The organism is Micromonospora sp. WMMD712 (genome assembly GCF_029581295.1).
Classification (GTDB): domain Bacteria; phylum Actinomycetota; class Actinomycetes; order Mycobacteriales; family Micromonosporaceae; genus Micromonospora; species Micromonospora carbonacea.
In genome coordinates, this window is sequence record NZ_CP120743.1 from 7340929 (window position 1) to 7359561 (window position 18633).

The 18633-nt window shown below is 73.9% G+C and carries 15 protein-coding genes; 10 read left to right on the top strand and 5 right to left on the bottom strand.

Annotated features, from left to right (window positions below; all coding sequences use genetic code 11):
- Nucleotide 1 precedes the first annotated feature (1 nt).
- Genes glgB through O7633_RS31105 form a run of 3 tightly spaced genes read right to left on the bottom strand, consistent with a single transcriptional unit; the run spans nt 2 to nt 5348 of the window.
- Complete coding sequence (gene glgB / locus O7633_RS31095) at nt 2-2104, bottom strand: 1,4-alpha-glucan branching protein GlgB (protein WP_282324949.1); 2103 nt, start codon at nt 2102-2104, stop codon at nt 2-4.
- Nucleotides 2092-4128 carry an alpha-1,4-glucan--maltose-1-phosphate maltosyltransferase gene (locus O7633_RS31100; RefSeq protein WP_282324950.1) on the bottom strand — a complete coding sequence of 679 codons (2037 nt, stop codon included), beginning with the start codon at nt 4126-4128 and terminating at the stop codon, nt 2092-2094. Before O7633_RS31100 ends, glgB begins: the two co-directional genes overlap by 13 nt.
- Nucleotides 4129-4187: 59 nt before the next feature.
- Nucleotides 4188-5348 (bottom strand): sulfotransferase, encoded by a 1161-nt coding sequence (locus tag O7633_RS31105; RefSeq protein ID WP_282324951.1) that lies wholly within the window; start codon nt 5346-5348, stop codon nt 4188-4190.
- Nucleotides 5349-5814: 466 nt separating this feature from the next.
- Between O7633_RS31105 and O7633_RS31110 the strand changes: the two genes are divergently transcribed.
- Complete coding sequence (locus O7633_RS31110) at nt 5815-6348, top strand: hypothetical protein (protein WP_278133740.1); 534 nt, start codon at nt 5815-5817, stop codon at nt 6346-6348.
- A 104-nt stretch (nt 6349-6452) separates the two neighbouring features.
- Here the strand turns inward: O7633_RS31110 and O7633_RS31115 are convergent, their stop codons facing one another.
- Complete coding sequence (locus O7633_RS31115) at nt 6453-6680, bottom strand: winged helix-turn-helix domain-containing protein (RefSeq protein WP_278133742.1); 228 nt, start codon at nt 6678-6680, stop codon at nt 6453-6455.
- A gap of 176 nt (nt 6681-6856) precedes the next feature.
- Here O7633_RS31115 and O7633_RS31120 point away from each other — a divergent pair, with 176 nt between their 5' ends.
- Both O7633_RS31120 and O7633_RS31125 read left to right on the top strand, forming a co-directional pair.
- Complete coding sequence (locus tag O7633_RS31120; RefSeq protein ID WP_282324952.1) at nt 6857-7054, top strand: hypothetical protein; 198 nt, start codon at nt 6857-6859, stop codon at nt 7052-7054.
- 16 nt (nt 7055-7070) lie between these two features.
- Nucleotides 7071-8270, top strand: coding sequence for a helix-turn-helix domain-containing protein (locus O7633_RS31125; RefSeq protein ID WP_282324953.1), 1200 nt, complete (start codon nt 7071-7073; stop codon nt 8268-8270).
- Between the two features lie 90 nt (nt 8271-8360).
- On the opposite strand, the gene glgA is transcribed toward O7633_RS31125, so the two are convergent.
- The gene (gene glgA, locus O7633_RS31130) at nt 8361-9575 is read right to left on the bottom strand and encodes a glycogen synthase (RefSeq protein WP_282324954.1); all 1215 of its coding nucleotides are present in this window, start codon (nt 9573-9575) and stop codon (nt 8361-8363) included.
- Between the two features lie 71 nt (nt 9576-9646).
- On the opposite strand from glgA, the gene glgC reads away from it, so the two are divergent.
- The 7 genes from glgC to O7633_RS31165 all read left to right on the top strand — a co-directional run bounded on the left by glgC (nt 9647) and on the right by O7633_RS31165 (nt 18615).
- Complete coding sequence (gene glgC, locus O7633_RS31135; RefSeq protein ID WP_074475846.1) at nt 9647-10879, top strand: glucose-1-phosphate adenylyltransferase; 1233 nt, start codon at nt 9647-9649, stop codon at nt 10877-10879.
- Nucleotides 10880-10963: 84 nt separating this feature from the next.
- Complete coding sequence (gene pgm, locus O7633_RS31140) at nt 10964-12607, top strand: phosphoglucomutase (alpha-D-glucose-1,6-bisphosphate-dependent) (protein WP_282324955.1); 1644 nt, start codon at nt 10964-10966, stop codon at nt 12605-12607.
- A gap of 147 nt (nt 12608-12754) precedes the next feature.
- Entirely contained in the window at nt 12755-13687 is a 933-nt protein-coding gene (locus O7633_RS31145) for an NAD-dependent epimerase/dehydratase family protein (RefSeq protein ID WP_282324956.1), read from the top strand.
- A 2-nt stretch (nt 13688-13689) separates the two neighbouring features.
- Nucleotides 13690-15174 carry an oligosaccharide flippase family protein gene (locus O7633_RS31150; RefSeq protein ID WP_282324957.1) on the top strand — a complete coding sequence of 495 codons (1485 nt, stop codon included), beginning with the start codon at nt 13690-13692 and terminating at the stop codon, nt 15172-15174.
- Complete coding sequence (locus O7633_RS31155; RefSeq protein WP_282324958.1) at nt 15171-16370, top strand: glycosyltransferase; 1200 nt, start codon at nt 15171-15173, stop codon at nt 16368-16370. The genes O7633_RS31150 and O7633_RS31155 overlap by 4 nt, the downstream gene beginning before the upstream one ends.
- A gap of 110 nt (nt 16371-16480) precedes the next feature.
- On the top strand, nt 16481-17518 hold the full coding sequence (locus O7633_RS31160; protein WP_282324959.1) for a polysaccharide biosynthesis protein: 1038 nt from the start codon (nt 16481-16483) through the stop codon (nt 17516-17518).
- Complete coding sequence (locus O7633_RS31165; protein ID WP_074475852.1) at nt 17515-18615, top strand: NAD-dependent epimerase/dehydratase family protein; 1101 nt, start codon at nt 17515-17517, stop codon at nt 18613-18615. The genes O7633_RS31160 and O7633_RS31165 overlap by 4 nt, the downstream gene beginning before the upstream one ends.
- The last annotated feature ends 18 nt before the right edge of the window (nt 18616-18633 follow it).

Genomic DNA, 18633 nt, shown 5'->3' on the forward strand with positions numbered 1-18633 from the left:
GTCAGTCCCGGCGCAGCCAGAGCACGCCCAGCGGCGGCACCCGCAGGGCCACCGACGCCGGCAGCCCGTGCCACGGCACGCCCTGCGCGTGCACCTCGCCGAGGTTGCCCACCCCGGAGCCGCCGTAGTGGTGGGCGTCGGTGTTGAGCACCTCCGTCCACGTCCCGGCGGCGGGCAGCCCGACCCGGTAGTCCTCCAGCGGCAGGGCCGAGAAGTTCGCCACGCACACCAGCGTCGCGCCGTCGGGGGCGATCCGCACGAACGACACCGTGTTGTGGGCGACGTCGTCGCCGGCGATCCAGCGGAACCCGGCCGGCGTGGTGTCCTGCGCCCACAGCGCCGGGGTGTCCCGGTAGACGCGGTTGAGGTCGCCGACGAGGCGCTGCACGCCGGCCCGCGCCGGGTCGTGCAGCAGGTACCAGTCGAGGCCGCGCTCCTCGCTCCACTCCCGGTCGTCGCCCAGCTCGCAGCCCATGAACAGCAGTTGCTTGCCCGGGTGGGCCCACATGTACGCCAGCAGCGCCCGCGTGTTGGCCAGCCGCTGCCAGGTGTCCCCGGGCATCTTCGCCACCAGGGAGCCCTTGCCGTGCACCACCTCGTCGTGGCTGATCGGCAGCACGTAGTTCTCGCTCCACGCGTACGCCAGGGAGAAGGTGAGCTGGTGGTGGTGGTGCTGGCGGTAGACCGGGTCCTTCGACGTGTAGAGCAGAGTGTCGTGCATCCAGCCCATGTTCCACTTGAACCCGAAGCCCAGCCCGCCGTCGGCGGTGGACCGGGTCACCCCGGGCCACGCCGTCGACTCCTCGGCGATCATCACCACCCCGGCGTGGTGTTTGTAGACGGTGGCGTTGACCTCCTGCATGAAGGCGATCGCCTCCAGGTTCTCCCGGCCGCCGTGCACGTTGGGGGCCCACTGCCCCTCCGGCCGGGAGTAGTCGAGATAGAGCATCGACGCCACCGCGTCGACCCGCAGCCCGTCGACGTGGAACTCGTCGCACCAGTACAGCGCGTTGGCGACCAGGAAGTTGCGCACCTCGCGGCGGCCGAAGTCGAAGACGTACGTGCCCCAGTCGGGGTGCTCGCCGCGGCGCGGGTCGGGGTGCTCGTAGAGCGGGGTGCCGTCGAAGCGGGCGAGGGCCCACTCGTCCTTGGGGAAGTGCGCGGGCACCCAGTCCAGGATCACCCCGACGCCGGCGTTGTGCAGGGTGTCCACGAGGTGCCGGAAGTCGTCGGGGTCGCCGAACCGGGACGTCGGCGCGTAGTAGCCGGTGACCTGGTAGCCCCAGGAGCCGCCGAACGGGTGCTCCATCACGGGCAGGAACTCCACGTGGGTGAAGCCCAGCTCCGTCACGTACGCGGTGAGCTGCTCGGCCAGCTCCCGGTAGCCGAGGCCGGGCCGCCACGAGCCGAGGTGCACCTCGTACACGCTCATCGGCTCCTGGTGGGGCTGCCGCCGCGCCCGCCGGGCGAGCCAGTCGGCGTCGGTCCACTCGTACGCCGAGCGGTGCACCACCGACGCGGTGGCCGGCGGCACCTCCGCGTACGCGGCGAGGGGGTCGGCCTTGTCCCGCCACCGCCCGTCGGCGCCCAGCACCCGGTACTTGTACTTCGCCCCGGCCGGCACGTCGGGCACGAGGATCTCCCACACGCCGCTGGAGCCCAGCGACCGCATCGGCCAGCCGTCGTCGGGGTCCCAGCCGGTGAAGTCGCCGACGACCCGCACGCCGCGCGCGTTGGGCGCCCACACGGCGAACGCGACGCCCGCGTCGAGCACCCGCGCGCCGAGGGCCTCCCACAGCCGCTCGTGCCGGCCCTCGCCGATCAGGTGCAGGTCCAGCTCGCCGAGGCTGGGCAGGTGCCGGTACGGGTCGTCGCGCAGCGCGCCGTCGACGTCGAGCCGGTAGTCCAGCACGGTGCCCGGCAGCACGACCTCGAACACGCCCGCGTCGTGGACGCGGGTCATCGGGTACCGCTGCCCGCCGACGACGGCGCTCACCCGCCGGGCGCCCCGGCGCAGGGTGCGGATCGTGGTGCGCCCGTCGGCGGGGTGCGCGCCGAGCACGGCGTGCGGGTCGTGCGCGGTGCCGGCGATCAGCTCGTCCATCGGGCCTCGTCCTTGTCAGCAGCAGCAACGGCGTCGGTGGTGGGGGCGGTGTCTGCGGTGGCGGGCCGGCGCACGGTGAACACGTGCGCGGGCTGGAGGTAGGGGTCGAGCCGCACGGCGTTGCGCTGCCCCCAGTCGTAGACCGCGCCGGTCAGCTCGTCGTGCACGGTGAACCGGTCGCCCCAGTCGAGGCCCAGCGCCGGCATGTCCAGGGTGGTGTTGCCCCACTGCACGGTCTGCGAGTCGAACGAGCAGACCACGAGCACCAGGTTGCCGGTGTCGGGGTCGCGCTTGGACCAGCACAGCAGCGCCGGGTTGTCGATGTCGTGGAAGACGAGGTTGCGCAGCCGGTGCAGGGCCGGGTTGTCGCGCCGGACCCGGTTGAGGGTGGCGATGAACGGGGCCAGTGACCGCCCCTGCGCCTGCGCGCCGGCCCAGTCGCGGGGGCGCAGCTCGTACTTCTCGTTGTCGAGGTATTCCTCCGCGCCGGGGCGGGCCACGTGCTCGAACAGCTCGAAGCCGGCGTACATGCCCCAGGAGGGGCTCAGCAGCGCGGCCAGCACCGCCCGGATCTTGAACATCGGCGGGCCGCCGTGCTGCAACGACTCGTGCAGGATGTCGGGGGTGTTGGGCCAGAAGTTGGGCCGCATGTGGTCGGCGGAGGCGACCAGCTCCTCGCAGTACTCCCGCATCTGGGCCGCCGTCGTGCGCCAGGTGAAATAGGTGTACGACTGCGTGAAGCCGATCTTGCCGAGCCCGTGCATGATCGCCGGCCGGGTGAACGCCTCGGCGAGGAACAGCACGTCGGGGTCGACCTTCTTCACCTCGGCGATCAGCCAGTGCCAGAAGTCGAACGGCTTCGTGTGCGGGTTGTCCACCCGGAAGATGCGGATGCCCTCGCCGACCCAGTGCAGCACCACCCGCAGGATCTCCGCCCGGATGCCCTCGGGGTCGTTGTCGAAGTTCAGCGGGTAGATGTCCTGGTACTTCTTCGGCGGGTTCTCCGCGTAGGCGATGCTGCCGTCGGCCCGGGTGGTGAACCACTCGGGGTGCTCGGTCACCCACGGGTGGTCCGGCGCGCACTGCAACGCCAGGTCCAGCGCCACCTCCAGCCCTTGTTCGGCGGCGGCGGCGACGAAGTCGCGGAAGTCCTCCGGCGTGCCCAGGTCGGGGTGGATGGCGTCGTGGCCGCCCTCGGCCGCGCCGATCGCCCACGGTGAGCCCACATCGTCGGGCCCGGCGGTGAGCGCGTTGTTGCGGCCCTTGCGGTTGACCCGGCCGATCGGGTGGATCGGCGGAAGGTAGAGCACGTCGAAGCCCATCGCCGCGACCCCGGGCAGCCGGTCCATCGCGGTGGCGAAGGTGCCGGAGCGGGCCGGGGCGTCGACGGTCGCCGGGATCGCGCCCTCGGAGCGGGGGAAGAATTCGTACCAGGCGGAGAAGAGCGCCCGGGGGCGGTCCACCCACAGCCGGTGCTCGTCGCCGGTGGTGACCAGCTCGCGCACCGGGTGGGCCCAGAGCAGGTCGGCCAGGTCGAGGGCCGGGGCGACCCGGGCGGGCAGCGCCCGGTCGTCGTCGTCCAGCGCGGCCACCGCCGCCTTGACCCGCGCGACGTCGCCCGCCGGCACCACGGGCAGGGCGGCGGTCAGCACGCGTACGCCCTCGGCCAGGTCGTTGGCCAGCTCCGCCGCGCCCTGCCCGGCGGCGATCTTCTTGGTCACCGCGTTCTGCCAGGTCAGGTACGGGTCCTGGAACGCCTCGACGGCGAAGGTCCACGCGCCGACGGCGTCGGGGCGGATGGTGGCGTGCCACCGGTCGTGGCCGGGCTCGCCGGGGCGCATCCGGGTGAACGGCCGGGCCCGCCCGTCGGGGCCGAGCCAGACCACGTTGCAGCCCAGCGCGTCGTGCCCCTCCCGGTAGGCGCGCGCCGACACCGGCACCGCCTCGCCGACCACCGCCTTGGCCGGGTAGCGACCGCAGGAGACGGCGGGGGAGACGTCTTCGATCGGGAACCGTCCAGTCACCCTGTCAACCTACCTGTGCGAGATCGTCTCGCGCGCGGGCAAGCTCCCCCCGGATCCCGCTACGGCTCGATCAACCCGCGCACGAGCGGGTCGTCGGCGTCGACGACCGGATGCTCCGCGAGGACCGCCCGCGCCTGCGCGTAGTCCTCCGCGCCCAGCGCGGCCGCCGGGTTGCTGCGGCGGCTCGCCCGGGACAGCACGGTGCCCTCCTGGGAGTCGGCCGAGAACGCCGCGTACGCCGCGTCGACGCCGTCGGCGGGCAGGCCGCAGTGGTCGAGCACGGCGGCGAGGGTCGACTTCGGGTCGGCGTCGAGGGTCTCGTAGGCCACCGGCAGCAGCGGCACCCCGGCGCGGCGCAGCGCGCGGTAGCGGTCCAGCACCGACAGCCAGGTCAACACGTACGCCTCCGTCGGCGTCGGCTGCCGCCCGTGCCGGGCGACGAAGGCCATGATCAGCGGTGCCTGGGCCAGCACGTGCTTCAGGAACGCCAGTTGCGCCGCCGGGTCGGGCAGGTGCGGGGTGAAGCCCTGGTGCATCGACTCCAGCCACGGGCGCGCGTCGCGGTGCAGGAACACGCCCCGGGCGTCGGGGAACACCTCGTGGAACAGGTCGCCGAGCTGGATGCCGCCGGCCCGGAACTTGACCGCCAACGTCCCGGTGCCCCCGCCCAGGCCGCCGGTGTCGCTCCGGGCGTCGCGTCCGGTGTCGGCGAGGACGCGGACGCAACTGCGGATCAGCCGCGCGTACTCCGCGTCGCGGCCCGGGTCCTCGTGCCGCAGCAGCGCGATCTCGGTGAAGACGTCGGGCTCGGAGTAGCTGCGCACCCCGGCCACCTCGCCCAACGCCCTGCTGAGCAGCGTCGACCCGCACCGCCCGACGGAGTAGACCAGGACCAGCCGGGCCGGGTCGGGCAGGCCGTCGGCGAGCCGGTGCAGGGTCTCGTAGGGCACCGTGACCAGCCGCCGCGCGGCCCGGTACTGGTCGAGGTAGAGGAACGGACCGCCCGCCAGGTCGACCCCCGGCGGGGTCTGCACGAAGTACGCGAGGCGGTGCTCGTCGTCGAGGCAGTGCAGGCTGACGTCGGGGTCGCCGAGCAGACTCTCCGCCGGCACCGAACCGCCCGGTCGTACGACGAAGTTGTGCGGGCTGGCCGGGACGAACTCGGCCGGCGCGACCTTGTCGAGGATGTCCAGCACCTGCGCGGACCCGTTCGTATCCATCGATGCCAGACGCTACGCGGAATCACGGTGCGCGATCAAGACCTTGCGGAGTGCTGAGGCCGGGTTCGTGCCTGCTGGCTCGACCTGGTGCTGGTGCTGGTTGCGTTGCGTGATGCGTGCGGCACGAGGGCGGGGAGGGCCGACTGGTGCCACTCACCGTCACGGCCGCTTGGCCTCGCAGTGAATGCCGCGTCCCCTTTGCTCTGCACCCACGGGCGCAACACCCGGCCTACCAGGGGAACTGTGGGGCCGTGGACGGCGGGCCGCGCGGTGGCCGGTTGCGGTGCGTGAGCTGATGCGTATGTGGGTGCAGAGCAAAGGGGTTCACCGGCGGGTGGTCGGGCCGAGCGGGCGTCACGCATGGTCACGGCCTGGCGGCACGGCACCCGCCGTGCCGCCGTTGCGGTGCGGGCAGGTGTCGTCGGTGCGTCAGCCCGGCGTGCGGTGACCCCGTTAGGGTGACGGCATGCCAGTGGTGCCAGGGGGATTCGTGCCGGGCCGGAGCGCTCTCACCCTGATCGGCGACGATGCCCCCGGTCCGCGCCAGGCGAATCCGCCCGCCAGCGGATTCTGGCGGCTGCTCCTGGGCGTCCTGGGGCTCGGGCTGCTGGCGATCGGCCCGGTCCTGGTGTACGCCGCCGCCTTCCTCGCCACCGACGAGCCCACCGTCAACCGATGGGTCATGGGAGCGGCCGGAGTCGGGGTCACCCTGTCGTGCCTCGGACTGGCCCGGCGCGAAGCCCGGCAGCACGACCGCGCCCGACGGGACCAGCGCCGCCTGGAGACGGTCGGCGTCGCCGCGACCGCCGAGATCACCGCCGTGCGGCCCGCCTCGCTCGGCGAGGAGAGCGGCATTGAGGTGAGCCTGCTGATCAGCGGGCCCGGGTTCGAGCCGTTCGCGACCGCCTCGCAGTGCAAGGAGCATCCCAGCCTCAAGGTCGGCGCGCGGCTCAACGCCGTGGTCGACCCCACCGACCGCCTGTACGCGATAGTCCCCTAGCTGGGCCGGCGGACTCTGCGCCGCCACCACCAGGCGATCTTGGAAGAAGCAGGCCCCTCGGGGGGCCGAAATCTTCCAAGATTCACCCGCTCCCGCATGTTGCCCTAGGCCGGGGGACTCTGCGCCACAAACGACCCCTTGCCCTGGTGAACCTCGATCCAGCCCCGCTCGTCGAGGATCCAGAGGGCCCGTTTGATCGGGTTGTCAGACGAGTTGTACTGCCGAGCCAGCTCCGCGATTGTTGGTAGCTTGTCGCCGGGCTTGAGCGTGCCGCCTCGGATCGACGCGGTGACGTCATCGATGACCTGCTCATAGACAGGCTTGCGGGGCATGTGAACCACCTCTCGTCAGCCTGTTCAGCCTCTCACTAAGCGCGACACACTCTGAACCCTGTGTTGACTGTTGCTTCTTAGGGTCCTAAGTTGGCGGTGGCAGGGGGTTCTCTCGTCAGCAAACGGAGTGCCCTCACTCGCACGAACCCCAACCGCAACCCCCGAAGGAGGCGCAGATGCGTGAGCGCCCGCACGACGGGCCGCTGCCGGCGGCGCGCCCAGTGCCCGGCGGCCGGCCTCCGCAACCCGACGGGGACCGGGTGCCCGGTCCGTCCCGCCCTGCCCGTGCGCCGGTCAGCCGGCGGCAGTACGCCTACGGCGCGACGATCGCGGTGGTCGTACTCGTGCTGTTGGTTCTCGGGGTCCTCGGGTGAGCGGGACGGCCCGGCGGTGAACGAGCTGCCGGTCGGCCGCCGGGTCGCCCACTGGCGGGTGCGGCGCAACATGACGCAGCAGCAGTTCGCCGACCGCCTCGGCAAGTCGAAGAGCTGGGTGGACAAGGTCGAGCGCGGGGTGCGCCGGCTGGAAAGGGTGTCCAGCCTGCGGGAGGTCGCCGAGGCGCTCCGGATCGACCTGGAGATGCTGCTGGCGGATCGGGCCGCTCCGGCTCACCGGGCTGCGGCGGGCGTGGCGCGGGGCGTGGAGGGGATCCGGGCCGCCCTCGCCCGGTACCACGTGGCGGCCCCGGCCCGGCCGCCCGACGTGGCGCAGGTGCGGGCCCGGCTCGGCCACGCGGAGCAGAGCTACCGGCACGCCCGGTACCCGGAGTTGCTCGCCCTGCTGCCCGGCCTGCTCGACGCCGCCCGCGAGGCGCGCGCCGCCGATGCGGGCCGGGCCGCCGACGGTCTGCTGGTGTCCGGGTACGGGCTGGTCGCGCTGGCGCTCGTGAAGGTCGGCCAGGGGGAGCTGGCGTGGCTGGCCGCCGACCGGGGGCTGGCCGTCGCCACGGCCTCCGCCGACCCGTGGCTCGCCGCCGCCGCGACCGTACCGCTGTGTCAGGCCCTGCGGGCGGGCGGCCGGCTGCGGCCGGCGGTGGAGGCGGCGGTCGTGGCCGCCCACCGCGTCGGGCCCGGCCGGTCCGGTGCCGCGCCCGCCGCCGGCCCGGCCGTGCGCGGGACGCTGCTGATCCAGGCCGCCCTGGCCGCCGCCGGCCGGGGCGACGAGCGGGCCGCCGACGAGCTGCTCGCCCGGGCCGGGGAGGTCGCCCGGTCCGCCGAGCCCGGCGACCCCGCCGAGTTCGGCGGCGGGGGCTTCGGACGGGCGGCGGTCGAGGCCGCCCGGGTGGTGGCCGGGTCCGCGCTCGGCCAGGTCACGGCGGCGGCGGTACGCCACGAGAGGCTGATCGCCGACGACGGGTGGCGGTGGCTGCCGCCCGAGCACCGGGCCGCGTACCTGCTGGACGTGGCCCGCCTGCACGCGGCGGCCGGCGACGGGCTGCGCGCCGGTCGGGCGGTGCTGGACGCGGAGCGCACCGCCCGGGGCGAGGTGCACGACCGCCCGGCGGCCCGGGAGCTCGTGGGCGTCGTGGCGCGGTCGGCGGCGGCCCCGGCCGCCCTGACCCGCCTCGCCGCCGCCCTCGGCGTCACCTGACCCGCCCGCCACGCCAGCGTGCCACGCCCCCGCTGTGGCTGGTGAGAAGGGAACCCTTCTATACCGCAGGCGTTAACAGGGGGCCCTTCCTTACGCGCCGACCGCGCGGTAGACCTCGACGGTGCGGGCGGCGATCGCGTCCCAGGAGAAGTGCTCGACCGCCCGGACCCGCCCGGCCCTGCCCAGCGTGGCGGCCTTCGCCGGGTCGGCCAGCACCCGGTTGATCGCCGCCGCCAGGTCGGCCACGAAGCGCTGCGGGTCCAGCGGGGTGCCCGAGCCGTCGGCGGCCTGCTCGATGGGGACCAGCAGCCCCGTCTCGCCGTCGGCGACGACCTCGGGGATGCCGCCGGTGGCGGTGGCCACCACCGCCGTCTCGCAGGCCATCGCCTCCAGGTTGACGATGCCCATCGGCTCGTAGACCGACGGGCAGACGAAGACCGTGGCGTGGGTGAGCACCTGGATGACCTCGTGCTTGGGCAGCATCTCCGCCACCCAGACCACCCCGGAGCGCTTCGCCCGCAGCTCGGCCACGAGGCCCTCCACCTCGGCGGCGATCTCCGCCGTGTCGGGCGCCCCGGCGAGCAGCACGAGCTGCGTGTCCTCCGGCAGCTCCCGGGCGGCCCGCAGCAGGTATGGCAGCCCCTTCTGCTTGGTGATCCGCCCGACGTAGACGACGCTGGGGCGGGCCGGGTCGATGCCGAGCCGGTCCACCACGTCGGTGCCGGGGTCCGGGGCGTACTGGGCGGTGTCGATGCCGTTGTAGACCACCTTCACCCGGTCGGGGTCCACCGCCGGGTACGCCGCCAGCACGTCGGCGCGCATGCCCGCGCTCACCGCGATGATCGCGTCGGCCGCCTCGTACGCGGTGCGCTCGCACCAGGAGGAGAGCGCGTAGCCGCCGCCGAGCTGCTCGGCCTTCCACGGCCGCAGCGGCTCCAGGCTGTGCGCGGTGACCACGTGCGGCACCCCGTGCAGCAGCTTCGCCGTGTGCCCGGCCAGGTTGGCGTACCAGGTGTGGCTGTGCACCACGTCGGCGCCGGCGCACGCGGCGGCCATCTCCAGGTCGACGCCCATCGTGCGCAGCGCGGCGTTCGCGCCGGCGAGGGCGGCCGGCTCGGCGTACGCGGTGACGCCCGGCTCGGCGCGCGGCGCGCCGAAGCAGTGCACCCGCACGTCGGCCAGCCGGCGCAGCTCGCGGGCCAGGTATTCGACGTGCACGCCGGCCCCGCCGTACACCTCCGGCGGGTACTCGCGGGTGAGCAGATCGACGCGGAGCGCTCCGGTGGCGGGGGTGGCGGCGGTCATGCCCCGCACCCTAGTGCAGAAGTCCGTCCGTACGAGTGGTGAAGTCGCACGCGGATGGTTAGCGTCTGGGCATGGCTGACAAGGTGCTCGCGATCGTCCTGGCCGGTGGAGAGGGCAAGCGCCTGATGCCGCTCACCGCGGACCGGGCGAAGCCCGCCGTCCCGTTCGGCGGGATGTACCGCATGGTCGACTTCGTCCTGTCCAACCTCGCCAACGCCGGCTTCATCAAGATCGTCGTGCTGACCCAGTACAAGTCCCACTCACTGGACCGGCACATCACGATGACCTGGCGGATGTCGACGCTGCTCGGCAACTACGTCACGCCGGTGCCGGCGCAGCAGCGCCGCGGCCCCTGGTGGTTCGCCGGCTCCGCCGACGCGATCTACCAGAGCTTCAACCTGATCCACGACGAGCAGCCCGACTACGTGATCGTCTTCGGTGCCGACCACATCTACCGGATGGACCCCCGGCAGATGGTCAACGACCACATCGCCTCCGGGGCGGGGGTGACCGTCGCCGGCATCCGGCAGCCGTTGTCGATGGCCGACCAGTTCGGCGTGATCGAGGTCGGCCCCGACGGCCGGCGGATCCGGTCGTTCCGCGAGAAGCCCACCGACGCCGTCGGCCTGCCCGACGCCCCCGACCAGATCTACGCCTCGATGGGCAACTACGTCTTCACCACGAAGGCGCTCCTGGAGGCCGTCGAGCAGGACGCGGAGGACAAGACCAGCAAGCACGACATGGGCGGCAGCATTATCCCGATGCTGGTCGAGCGCGGCGAGGCCAACGTCTACGACTTCCGCGACAACGAGGTGCCGGGCAGCACCGACCGCGACCGCGGCTACTGGCGGGACGTGGGGACGCTCGACTCGTTCTACGACGCCCACATGGACCTGATCAACGTGCACCCGGTGTTCAACCTCTACAACTTCGAGTGGCCCATCTACACCGAGCAGCCGCCCTATCCGCCGGCGAAGTTCGTCCACCAGTGGGGCGAGCGGGTCGGCCGGGCCGTCGGCTCGATGGTGTCGCCCGGCGCGGTGGTCTCCGGCAGCCTGGTGGAGAACTCGATCGTCTCGCCGAAGGTCAAGGTGCACTCCTGGGCGCACGTCGACGGCTCGGTGCTGATGGAGGGCGTCGACATCGGCCGGCACGCCGTGGTCCGCCGGGCCATCCTCGACAAGAACGTGATCGTCCCCGAGGGCGCCGAGATCGGCGTCGACCTGGAGAAGGACCGGCAGCGCTACACGGTCTCCGACAACGGCATCGTGGTGATCGGCAAGGGGCAGCGGGTCGAGCCCTGAACCACCCACACTTGTCCTGTCGCGTGTGAGCCCGGCCCGTGCCGGGAAGACCCATCGTCCGTAGCGTCCCTGGAGGTTGCAGCAGTGGCCCACCCCCGCGCCGGTCAGCCCGCCGAGCCCACCGACCTGGTCGACGTGCCCCGCCTGGTCACCGCCTACTACGCCGAGCATCCCGACCCGGACGACCCGGCGCAGCAGGTCTCCTTCGGCACCTCCGGCCACCGGGGGTCGAGCCTGCGCAACGCGTTCAACTCCGACCACATCCTCGCCGTCACCCAGGCGCTGTGCGACTACCGCCGCCAGCAGGGCATCGACGGGCCCCTCTTCCTGGGCCGGGACACCCACGCCCTGTCGGCCCCGGCGGCCGTCGACGCGCTGGAGGTGCTCGCCGCCAACGGGGTCACCGTGCTGCTCGACAGCCGCGACGGCTACACCCCCACCCCGGCGGTGTCGCACGCGATCCTCACCCACAACCGGGGCCGCACCTCGGGGCTCGCCGACGGCATCGTGATCACCCCGTCGCACAACCCGCCCGACGACGGCGGGTTCAAGTACAACCCGACCCACGGCGGCCCCGCCGACTCCGACGTGACCCGGTGGATCCAGGACCGCGCGAACGCGATCCTCGCCGCCGGGCTCAAGGAGGTCGCCCGCATCCCGCACGCGCGGGCCCGTGCCGCCGAAACCACCGGCACGTACGACTTCCTCGCCCACTACGTCGACGACCTGCCCGCCGCGCTCGACCTCGACGCCGTACGGGCCGCCGGGGTGCGCATCGGCGCGGACCCGCTCGGCGGGGCCAGCGTCGCGTACTGGGGGGAGATCGCGCAGCGGCACCGGATCGACCTCACGGTGATCAACCCGACGGTCGACCCGACGTGGCGGTTCATGACCCTCGACGGCGACGGCAAGATCCGGATGGACTGCTCCTCGCCGAACGCGATGGCGTCGCTGATCGCCGCCCGCACCGACTACCAGGTCTCCACCGGCAACGACGCCGACGCCGACCGGCACGGCATCGTCACGCCCGACGGGGGCCTGCTCAACCCCAACCACTACCTCGCCGTGGCCATCGGGCACCTGTTCCGCACCCGGCCGGACTGGGGCCCCGACGCGGCGGTCGGCAAGACCCTCGTGTCGTCCTCGATGATCGACCGGGTCGCCGCCGACCTGGGCCGGCCGCTGCTGGAGGTGCCGGTGGGGTTCAAGTGGTTCGTCCCGGGCCTGCTCGACGGGTCGGTCGGCTTCGGCGGCGAGGAGAGCGCCGGGGCGTCGTTCCTGCGCCGCGACGGCAGCACCTGGACCACCGACAAGGACGGCATCCTGCTCTGCCTGCTCGCCGCCGAGATCATCGCGACGACGGGCAGGACGCCCAGCGAGCACTGGGCGGAGCTGGCCGGTCGCTTCGGCGCCCCCGCGTACGCCCGCATCGACGCGCCGGCCGACCGGCGGCAGAAGGCGGTGCTGGCGAAGCTCTCCCCGGAGCAGGTGACGGCGACGGAGCTGGCCGGCGAGCCGATCACGGCGACGCTGACCGCCGCGCCGGGCAACGGCGCGGCGCTCGGCGGGCTGAAGGTGACGACGGAGTCGGGCTGGTTCGCCGCCCGCCCCTCGGGCACGGAGGACGTCTACAAGATCTACGCGGAGTCCTTCCAGGGGCCGGAGCACCTGGCCCGGATCCAGGAGGAGGCAAAGGAGCTGGTCTCGGCGGTGCTCGGGCAGGCGTGAGCCGGAGCGCGACCGGCCCGCCCGGATAACCCGGGCGGGCGTGCTCCGTTACCCCTAGCGGAACCCGGGCCGTCGAGGGCCCGGGTCGCGGGGAAGGAGCGCCATGCGCGCGATGGTCGTGACGGGGGCCCGGTCGTGAGGGTGGTGGTGACCGGGGGAGCGGGCTTCATCGGCGCCAACCTGGTGCGGGAGCTGATCCGCGTCGACGGGGTCGGCGAGATCGTGGTGGTCGACGACCTCTCCACGGGCTCGCTGGACAACCTGGCGGACCTTCCGGTGCGCCTGCTGGTGGGCTCCGTCATGGACCCTGACCTGCTCGACGAGGCCGTCGCCGGCGCGGCGAGCGTGGTGCACCTGGGCGCCCTCGGGTCGGTCCCCCGGTCCATCGCGGATCCGCTGCGCAGCCACCACGCCAACGCCACCGGCACGCTGACGGTGCTGGAGGCGGCGCGGCGGCACGGCGTCGGGCAGACCATCCTGGCGTCCTCGTCGTCGGTGTACGGGGCGAACCCGGTGCTGCCGAGGCGGGAGACCCTGCGCCCGATGCCGATGAGCCCGTACGCGGTGTCGAAGCTCGCGACGGAGGCGTACGCCAACGCGTACGCCTCCTGCTACGGGCTGCCGGTGCTGCCGTTCCGCTTCTTCAACGTCTTCGGGCCGCGGCAGGCCGCCGACCACGCGTACGCGGCGGTGGTGCCGCGGTTCGTCTCGGCCGCGCTGGACGGCCGGCCGCTGGAGATCTTCGGCGACGGCCTCCAGACCCGCGACTTCACCTACGTCGGCAGCGTCACCGACGTGCTGGTGGACGCGATCCTGCGCCGGGTGCACGTCCCGGACACGGTGAACCTCGCGTTCGGCGCCCGGATCTCCCTGCTCGACCTCGTCGCCGAGCTGGAAACGGTGCTCGGCCGGCGGCTGGAGACCGTGCACGGGCCGCCACGCACGGGCGACGTGCGCGACTCCCAGGCGGACTGCGGGCGGCTGCGCGAGCTGTTCCCCGCCGTGCGCCCCCACCCGTTGCGGGCGGGGCTGGCGGCCACCGTCGGCTGGATGGCCGGTCGCGTGCCCGCCGGCCGCTGACCGTGCCGCAGCCCCGCTCGGCGCTGGGGACCGCCGCCCCGCACGGGCCGCCGGAGGCCGTCGCGCGGGCGTCGGCCGCCGCACCGCCCGCCGGTGCCGGGCGCAGCCGCCGGCTGGCCACCGGCGTCCTGACCGCCGGCGTCGCCCGGGGCGTCGGCCTGCTCGCGCCGGTGCTCCTGATCCCGGTCTGCCTGTCGCGGCTGGGCGCGGAGCGCTACGGGCTGTGGATGGCGGTCCTGGCGCTGACCGGCATGGCGGCCTTCGCCGACCTGGGCCTCGGGGCCGGGCTGATGACCAAGCTCGCGCCCTGCTACGCCAGCGGCGACACGGCCAGGGCGCGCGGGTACGTCTCCACCGCCTACGCCGTGCTCGCCGCCGTGGCGGTGACGCTGGGCGTCCTGCTGTGGTCGCTGGCCTGGCTGGTGCCGTGGACGTCGCTGTTCAACGTGGCGGGGGTGGTGGACCCGGGGGAGACCCGCGCCGTGGTCCTGATCTGCCTCACCTCGTTCCTGGTGAACATCCCGCTGGCCCTGGTGGTCCGCGTGCAGTACGCCTACCAGCAGGTGGGCGAGAGCAACCTGTGGCAGGGGGCGGGCGCGCTGGCGACGGTCCCGCTGGTGCTGCTCGTGGCGCGGCTGGGGCTGCCGGCCGTCGCGGTCGTCGCCGCCGCGTCGGCGGGGCCGCTGCTGGCCAACCTGGCCAACAGCGCGTGGGTCTACGGCCGGCGGATGCCCGCGCTGCGGCCGGGCATCGGCGCGGTCGACCGCAGGCTCGGGGCCGCGCTGCTCCGCCTCGGCGGGATGTTCTTCCTGGTGACCGTCCTGACCGGGCTGTCGACCAACATGGACAACCTGATCATCACGCACACCCTCGGCCCGGAGAGCGTCACCGCGTACGCGGTGCCGGCCCGGCTGGCGCTGCTGCTCGGCGCGCTCGTGACGGTGCTCAACCTGCCGCTGTGGTCGGCCAACGGCGACGCCCTGGCCCGTGGCGACCTGGCCTGGGTCCGCCGGACGGTCCGGCGGATGGTGGTGCTCTCCGTGCTCGCCACCGTGCCGCCGGCGGTGGGGCTGGTGCTGGCGGGCGACCGGCTGTTCGCCGCCTGGCTGCCGGTGCCGCTCGACGGGAACCGGTGGCTGCTCGGCGGCCTCGCGCTGTGGTTCCTGCTGATCGGCTCGTTCTCGGCCCTGATGATGGTGCAGAACGCCGCCGGGATGGTCCGTCCGCAGGTGGTCGGGCTGGTCGTCTACGTCGGCGTCGCCGCGGTGGCCAAGTGGCACGCCGTCGAGGCGTACGGGCTGGCGGCCGTCCCGTTCGTCGGCACCGCCGTCTACGCGCTGACCGTGCTGCCCGCGGGGCTGTACGGCTACCGGCGCACGCTCGCCCGCTACGCCGGGCCCGGCCCGGCGAGTCCGTCCGCCGGGCCCGCAGTTGAGCAGGACGGCGACGCCGTCGGGGCCCGCCGGGAACGGAGGCCGGGACCATGACGCGGACGGACGGCGGGGCGGGCTGGGTGGCGATCGTCGGCCCCTTCCGGTTCCCCTGGGGGCAGGCGAGCTCCCGGCGGGTGCACGGCATCGCGTGCTCGCTGGCGGCGGCGGGGCGGCACGTCGTCGTCGCCTGCGGCGAGCACGGCCCCGGGCTGACCCCGCTGCCCGACGCGGTGGGGCCGGGCTCGGTGTCCTACCTCGGGTTGGGCGAGATCCCGCCGGCCGGGGCGGGCAGGCTCGACAAGGCGGCGCGGGCGTGGTGGAGCTGGGGGGCGCGGACGGTGCGCTGGCTGGACAGCCGGCCGACGCGCCCGAGCCACGTGGTGCTCTACAACGGCGACGCCCCCTATGCGGCGCGCCTGCGGGCCTGGTGCCGGCGCAACGGGGTGCCGGTGATCGCCGACGTGGTGGACCGCTACAGCCCCGAGCAGCTCCGGGGCGGCCGGTTCGCCCCGCCGTACCTCAGCGCGCTGCTGGCGTTCCGTTACCACTACCCGCGCTGCGCCGGCGTGATCGCGGTCAGCTCCTACCTCGCCGACCACTTCCGGGGGCACGGCCTGCCGGTGCTGCGGGTGCCGCCGACGCTGGACGCCCGCGCCCTGGGTCTCCTCGCCGACCAGCGGCCCGACGGGGACGGCCCCCTCCGGCTCGTCTACGCGGGGGATCCGGGCCGCAAGGACCTCGTCGCCACCATCGTGCGGGCGGTGGAACGGGTGGACGGGACCGGGGACCGGGTCGAGCTGCGCGTCGTCGGCCCCACCGTGGAGCGGGTCCGCGAGCTGCTCGGAGGCGGGCCGGTGCCGGCCGGGGTGCGGGTGCTGGGCCGGCTGCCGCAGCAGGAGGTGTGGGCGGAGGTCCGGCGGGCGGACTTCAGCGTGCTGCTGCGCCCGCCGACGCGCTTCAACCGGGCCGGGTTCCCCACGAAGTTCGGCGAGAGCCTGGCCAACGGCACGCCGGTCGTCGCCAACCTGACCAGCGACCTGGGGGAGCACCTGACCGACGGGGTGGAGGGGCTGGTCTGCCCCGACCATTCGGCCGACGCCCTCGCGGCGACCCTGCGCCGGGCGCTGCGGCTGAGCGCGGAGGACCGGTGCCTCATGCGCAAGGCCGCCCGCCGGCGGGCCCTGGAGTCGTTCGACTTCCGGGTCCACGCGCGGGCGCTGGCCGACTTCCTGGACTCGGTCCGACCCTGACGGGGTGATATGCACCTTTTGCGGTTAATGCGTGACTGGTGGTGCCCCCGGGTCGTTGGTCCCGGCGACGACCGACAGGCCGAACCAGGGGTGAGGACGAGGAAACGCTGATGAACCCAACGACAGCGGGGCGTCGGGTGCTGATCACCGGGGGGACCGGCTCGTTCGGCCGGACGATGACCCGGCGGCTGCTCGACCGCGGTGTGGGCGAGGTCCGGGTGCTCAGCCGGGACGAGGCCAAGCAGGACGAGATGCGCCGCGCCCTCGGCGACGCCCGGGTGAGCTACCACATCGGCGACGTGCGCGACTACGACAGCGTGCAGCGCGCCAGCCGGGGGGTGGACTTCGTCTTCCACGCCGCCGCCCTCAAGCAGGTGCCGTCGTGCGAGTTCTTCCCGCTGGAGGCCGTCCGCACCAACGTGCTGGGCAGCGCGAACCTCATCGAGGCGGCCACCCGCAACGGGGTCCGCTCGGTGGTGGTGCTCAGCACCGACAAGGCCGTCCAACCGATCAACGCCATGGGCCTGACCAAGGCGTTGATGGAGAAGGTCGCCCAGGCGCACGCCCGGCGCGGCTCGGGCGGCACCGTCGTGTCCTGCGTCCGGTACGGCAACGTCATGTGCTCCCGGGGCTCGGTGATCCCGCTGTTCGTCGAGCAGATCCGCTCCGGCGCGATGCCCACGGTGACCAACCCCGCGATGACCCGCTTCCTGATGTCGCTGGCCGACTCGGTCGAGCTGGTCGAGCACGCCTTCGCGCGCGCGCGTCCCGGCGACGTCTTCGTCCGCAAGGCCGCCGCCTGCGCCATCGGCGACCTGGTCGTCGCCCTGTGCCAGCTCTTCGACGTGCCGGCCAAGTACGACGTGATCGGGGTGCGGCACGGCGAGAAGCAGCACGAGACGCTGGCCAGCCGGGAGGAGCTGGCGCGGGCCGAGGACTTCGGCGACTTCTACCGGGTGCCGGTCGACGCCCGCGACCTCAACTACGCGGCGTACGTGACCGAGGGGACCCTCGGCGGCCGTCCGGCCGAGGACTTCACCTCCGCCAACGCGCGGCGGCTCACCGTACCGGAGATCGTGGCGCTGCTGCGCACGCTGCCCGAGATCCGCGCGGAGCTGGCCCTGCGCGAGCCGGTGCTGACCCCGTGAAGGTCGCCCTCACCGGCGCGGAGGGCTTCCTCGGCTGGCACACCCGGGTGCTGCTGCGCGCGCTCGGCTGGCCCGATCCCGTCCTGATCGGCCGGGCCGACCTGGCCGACGCGGCCGTGCTGGCCGACCGGCTGCGCGGCGTCGACCGGGTGCTGCACCTGGCCGGGGTCAACCGCGGCGAGCCGGCCGAGGTGGCGGCCGGCAACGTCGCCGTCGCCGAGGCCCTCGCGCGCGGCCTGCGCCGCTGCGCGCAGCCGCCGAAGACCCTGGTGTACGCGAACACGGTCCAGGCCGGCAACGGCACCGCCTACGGCGACTCGAAGGCGGCGGCGGCGGCGATCCTGGCCGGGGCCGCCGCCGGCTGCCACCTCGTCGACCACCGCCTGCCGCACCTGTACGGCGAGCACGGGCGGCCGTTCTACAACTCGGTGACGGCGACGTTCTGCCGGGTCCTGGCCGACGGCGGGGAGCCCGAGCTGCGCGACGACCGCGAGCTGCGCCTCGTGCACGTCACCGACGCCGCCGCCGCGCTGCTCGACGCCCCGCCGGCCGGGCCCTGGGACGCCGCGATGCCGGCGCTGCGCATCGGCGTGCACGCCCTCGCCGACCGGCTGGCCGGGTTCGCGGCGACCTACCGCGGCGGGGACCTCCCACCGCTGACCGACCGGCACGACGTGCGGTTGTTCAACACCTACCGCTCGCACCTGTTCCCGGCGGGCTACCCGATCCCGCTCGTCCGCCGCGCCGACCACCGGGGCGAACTGGTGGAGGCCGTCCGCAGCCACGGCGCGGGGCAGGCGTTCTGCTCGGCGACCCGCCCCGGCGTGACCCGGGGGGAGCACTTCCACCTGGCCAAGGTGGAGCGCTTCGTCGTGCTGCGCGGACGCGCCGAGATCCGGCTCCGTCGGGTCGGCGGTCGGGGGCTGGTCCGGTTCCCGGTCGACGGGGCGGAGCCGGTCGTGGTGGACATGCCGACGATGTGGGCGCACGACATCACCAACACCGGCGACGGGGACCTGCTCACCCTCTTCTGGACGAACGACCTGTTCGACCCGGCCCGGCCGGACACCTACCCGGAGCCCGTGGCCGCCGCGTAGCCGCGGTCGACGGCGGGT

Bases quoted from the DNA above. Each gene is read 5' to 3' on its own strand.
- glgB (WP_282324949.1), bottom strand. From the start codon at position 2,104: ATGGACGAGCTGATCGCCGGCACCGCGCACGACCCGCACGCCGTGCTC.
- O7633_RS31105 (WP_282324951.1), bottom strand. From the start codon at position 5,348: ATGGATACGAACGGGTCCGCGCAGGTGCTGGACATCCTCGACAAGGTC.
- O7633_RS31110 (WP_278133740.1), top strand. From the start codon at position 5,815: ATGCCAGTGGTGCCAGGGGGATTCGTGCCGGGCCGGAGCGCTCTCACC.
- O7633_RS31115 (WP_278133742.1), bottom strand. From the start codon at position 6,680: ATGCCCCGCAAGCCTGTCTATGAGCAGGTCATCGATGACGTCACCGCG.
- O7633_RS31120 (WP_282324952.1), top strand. From the start codon at position 6,857: ATGCGTGAGCGCCCGCACGACGGGCCGCTGCCGGCGGCGCGCCCAGTG.
- glgA (WP_282324954.1), bottom strand. From the start codon at position 9,575: ATGACCGCCGCCACCCCCGCCACCGGAGCGCTCCGCGTCGATCTGCTC.
- glgC (WP_074475846.1), top strand. From the start codon at position 9,647: ATGGCTGACAAGGTGCTCGCGATCGTCCTGGCCGGTGGAGAGGGCAAG.
- O7633_RS31155 (WP_282324958.1), top strand. From the start codon at position 15,171: ATGACGCGGACGGACGGCGGGGCGGGCTGGGTGGCGATCGTCGGCCCC.
- O7633_RS31160 (WP_282324959.1), top strand. From the start codon at position 16,481: ATGAACCCAACGACAGCGGGGCGTCGGGTGCTGATCACCGGGGGGACC.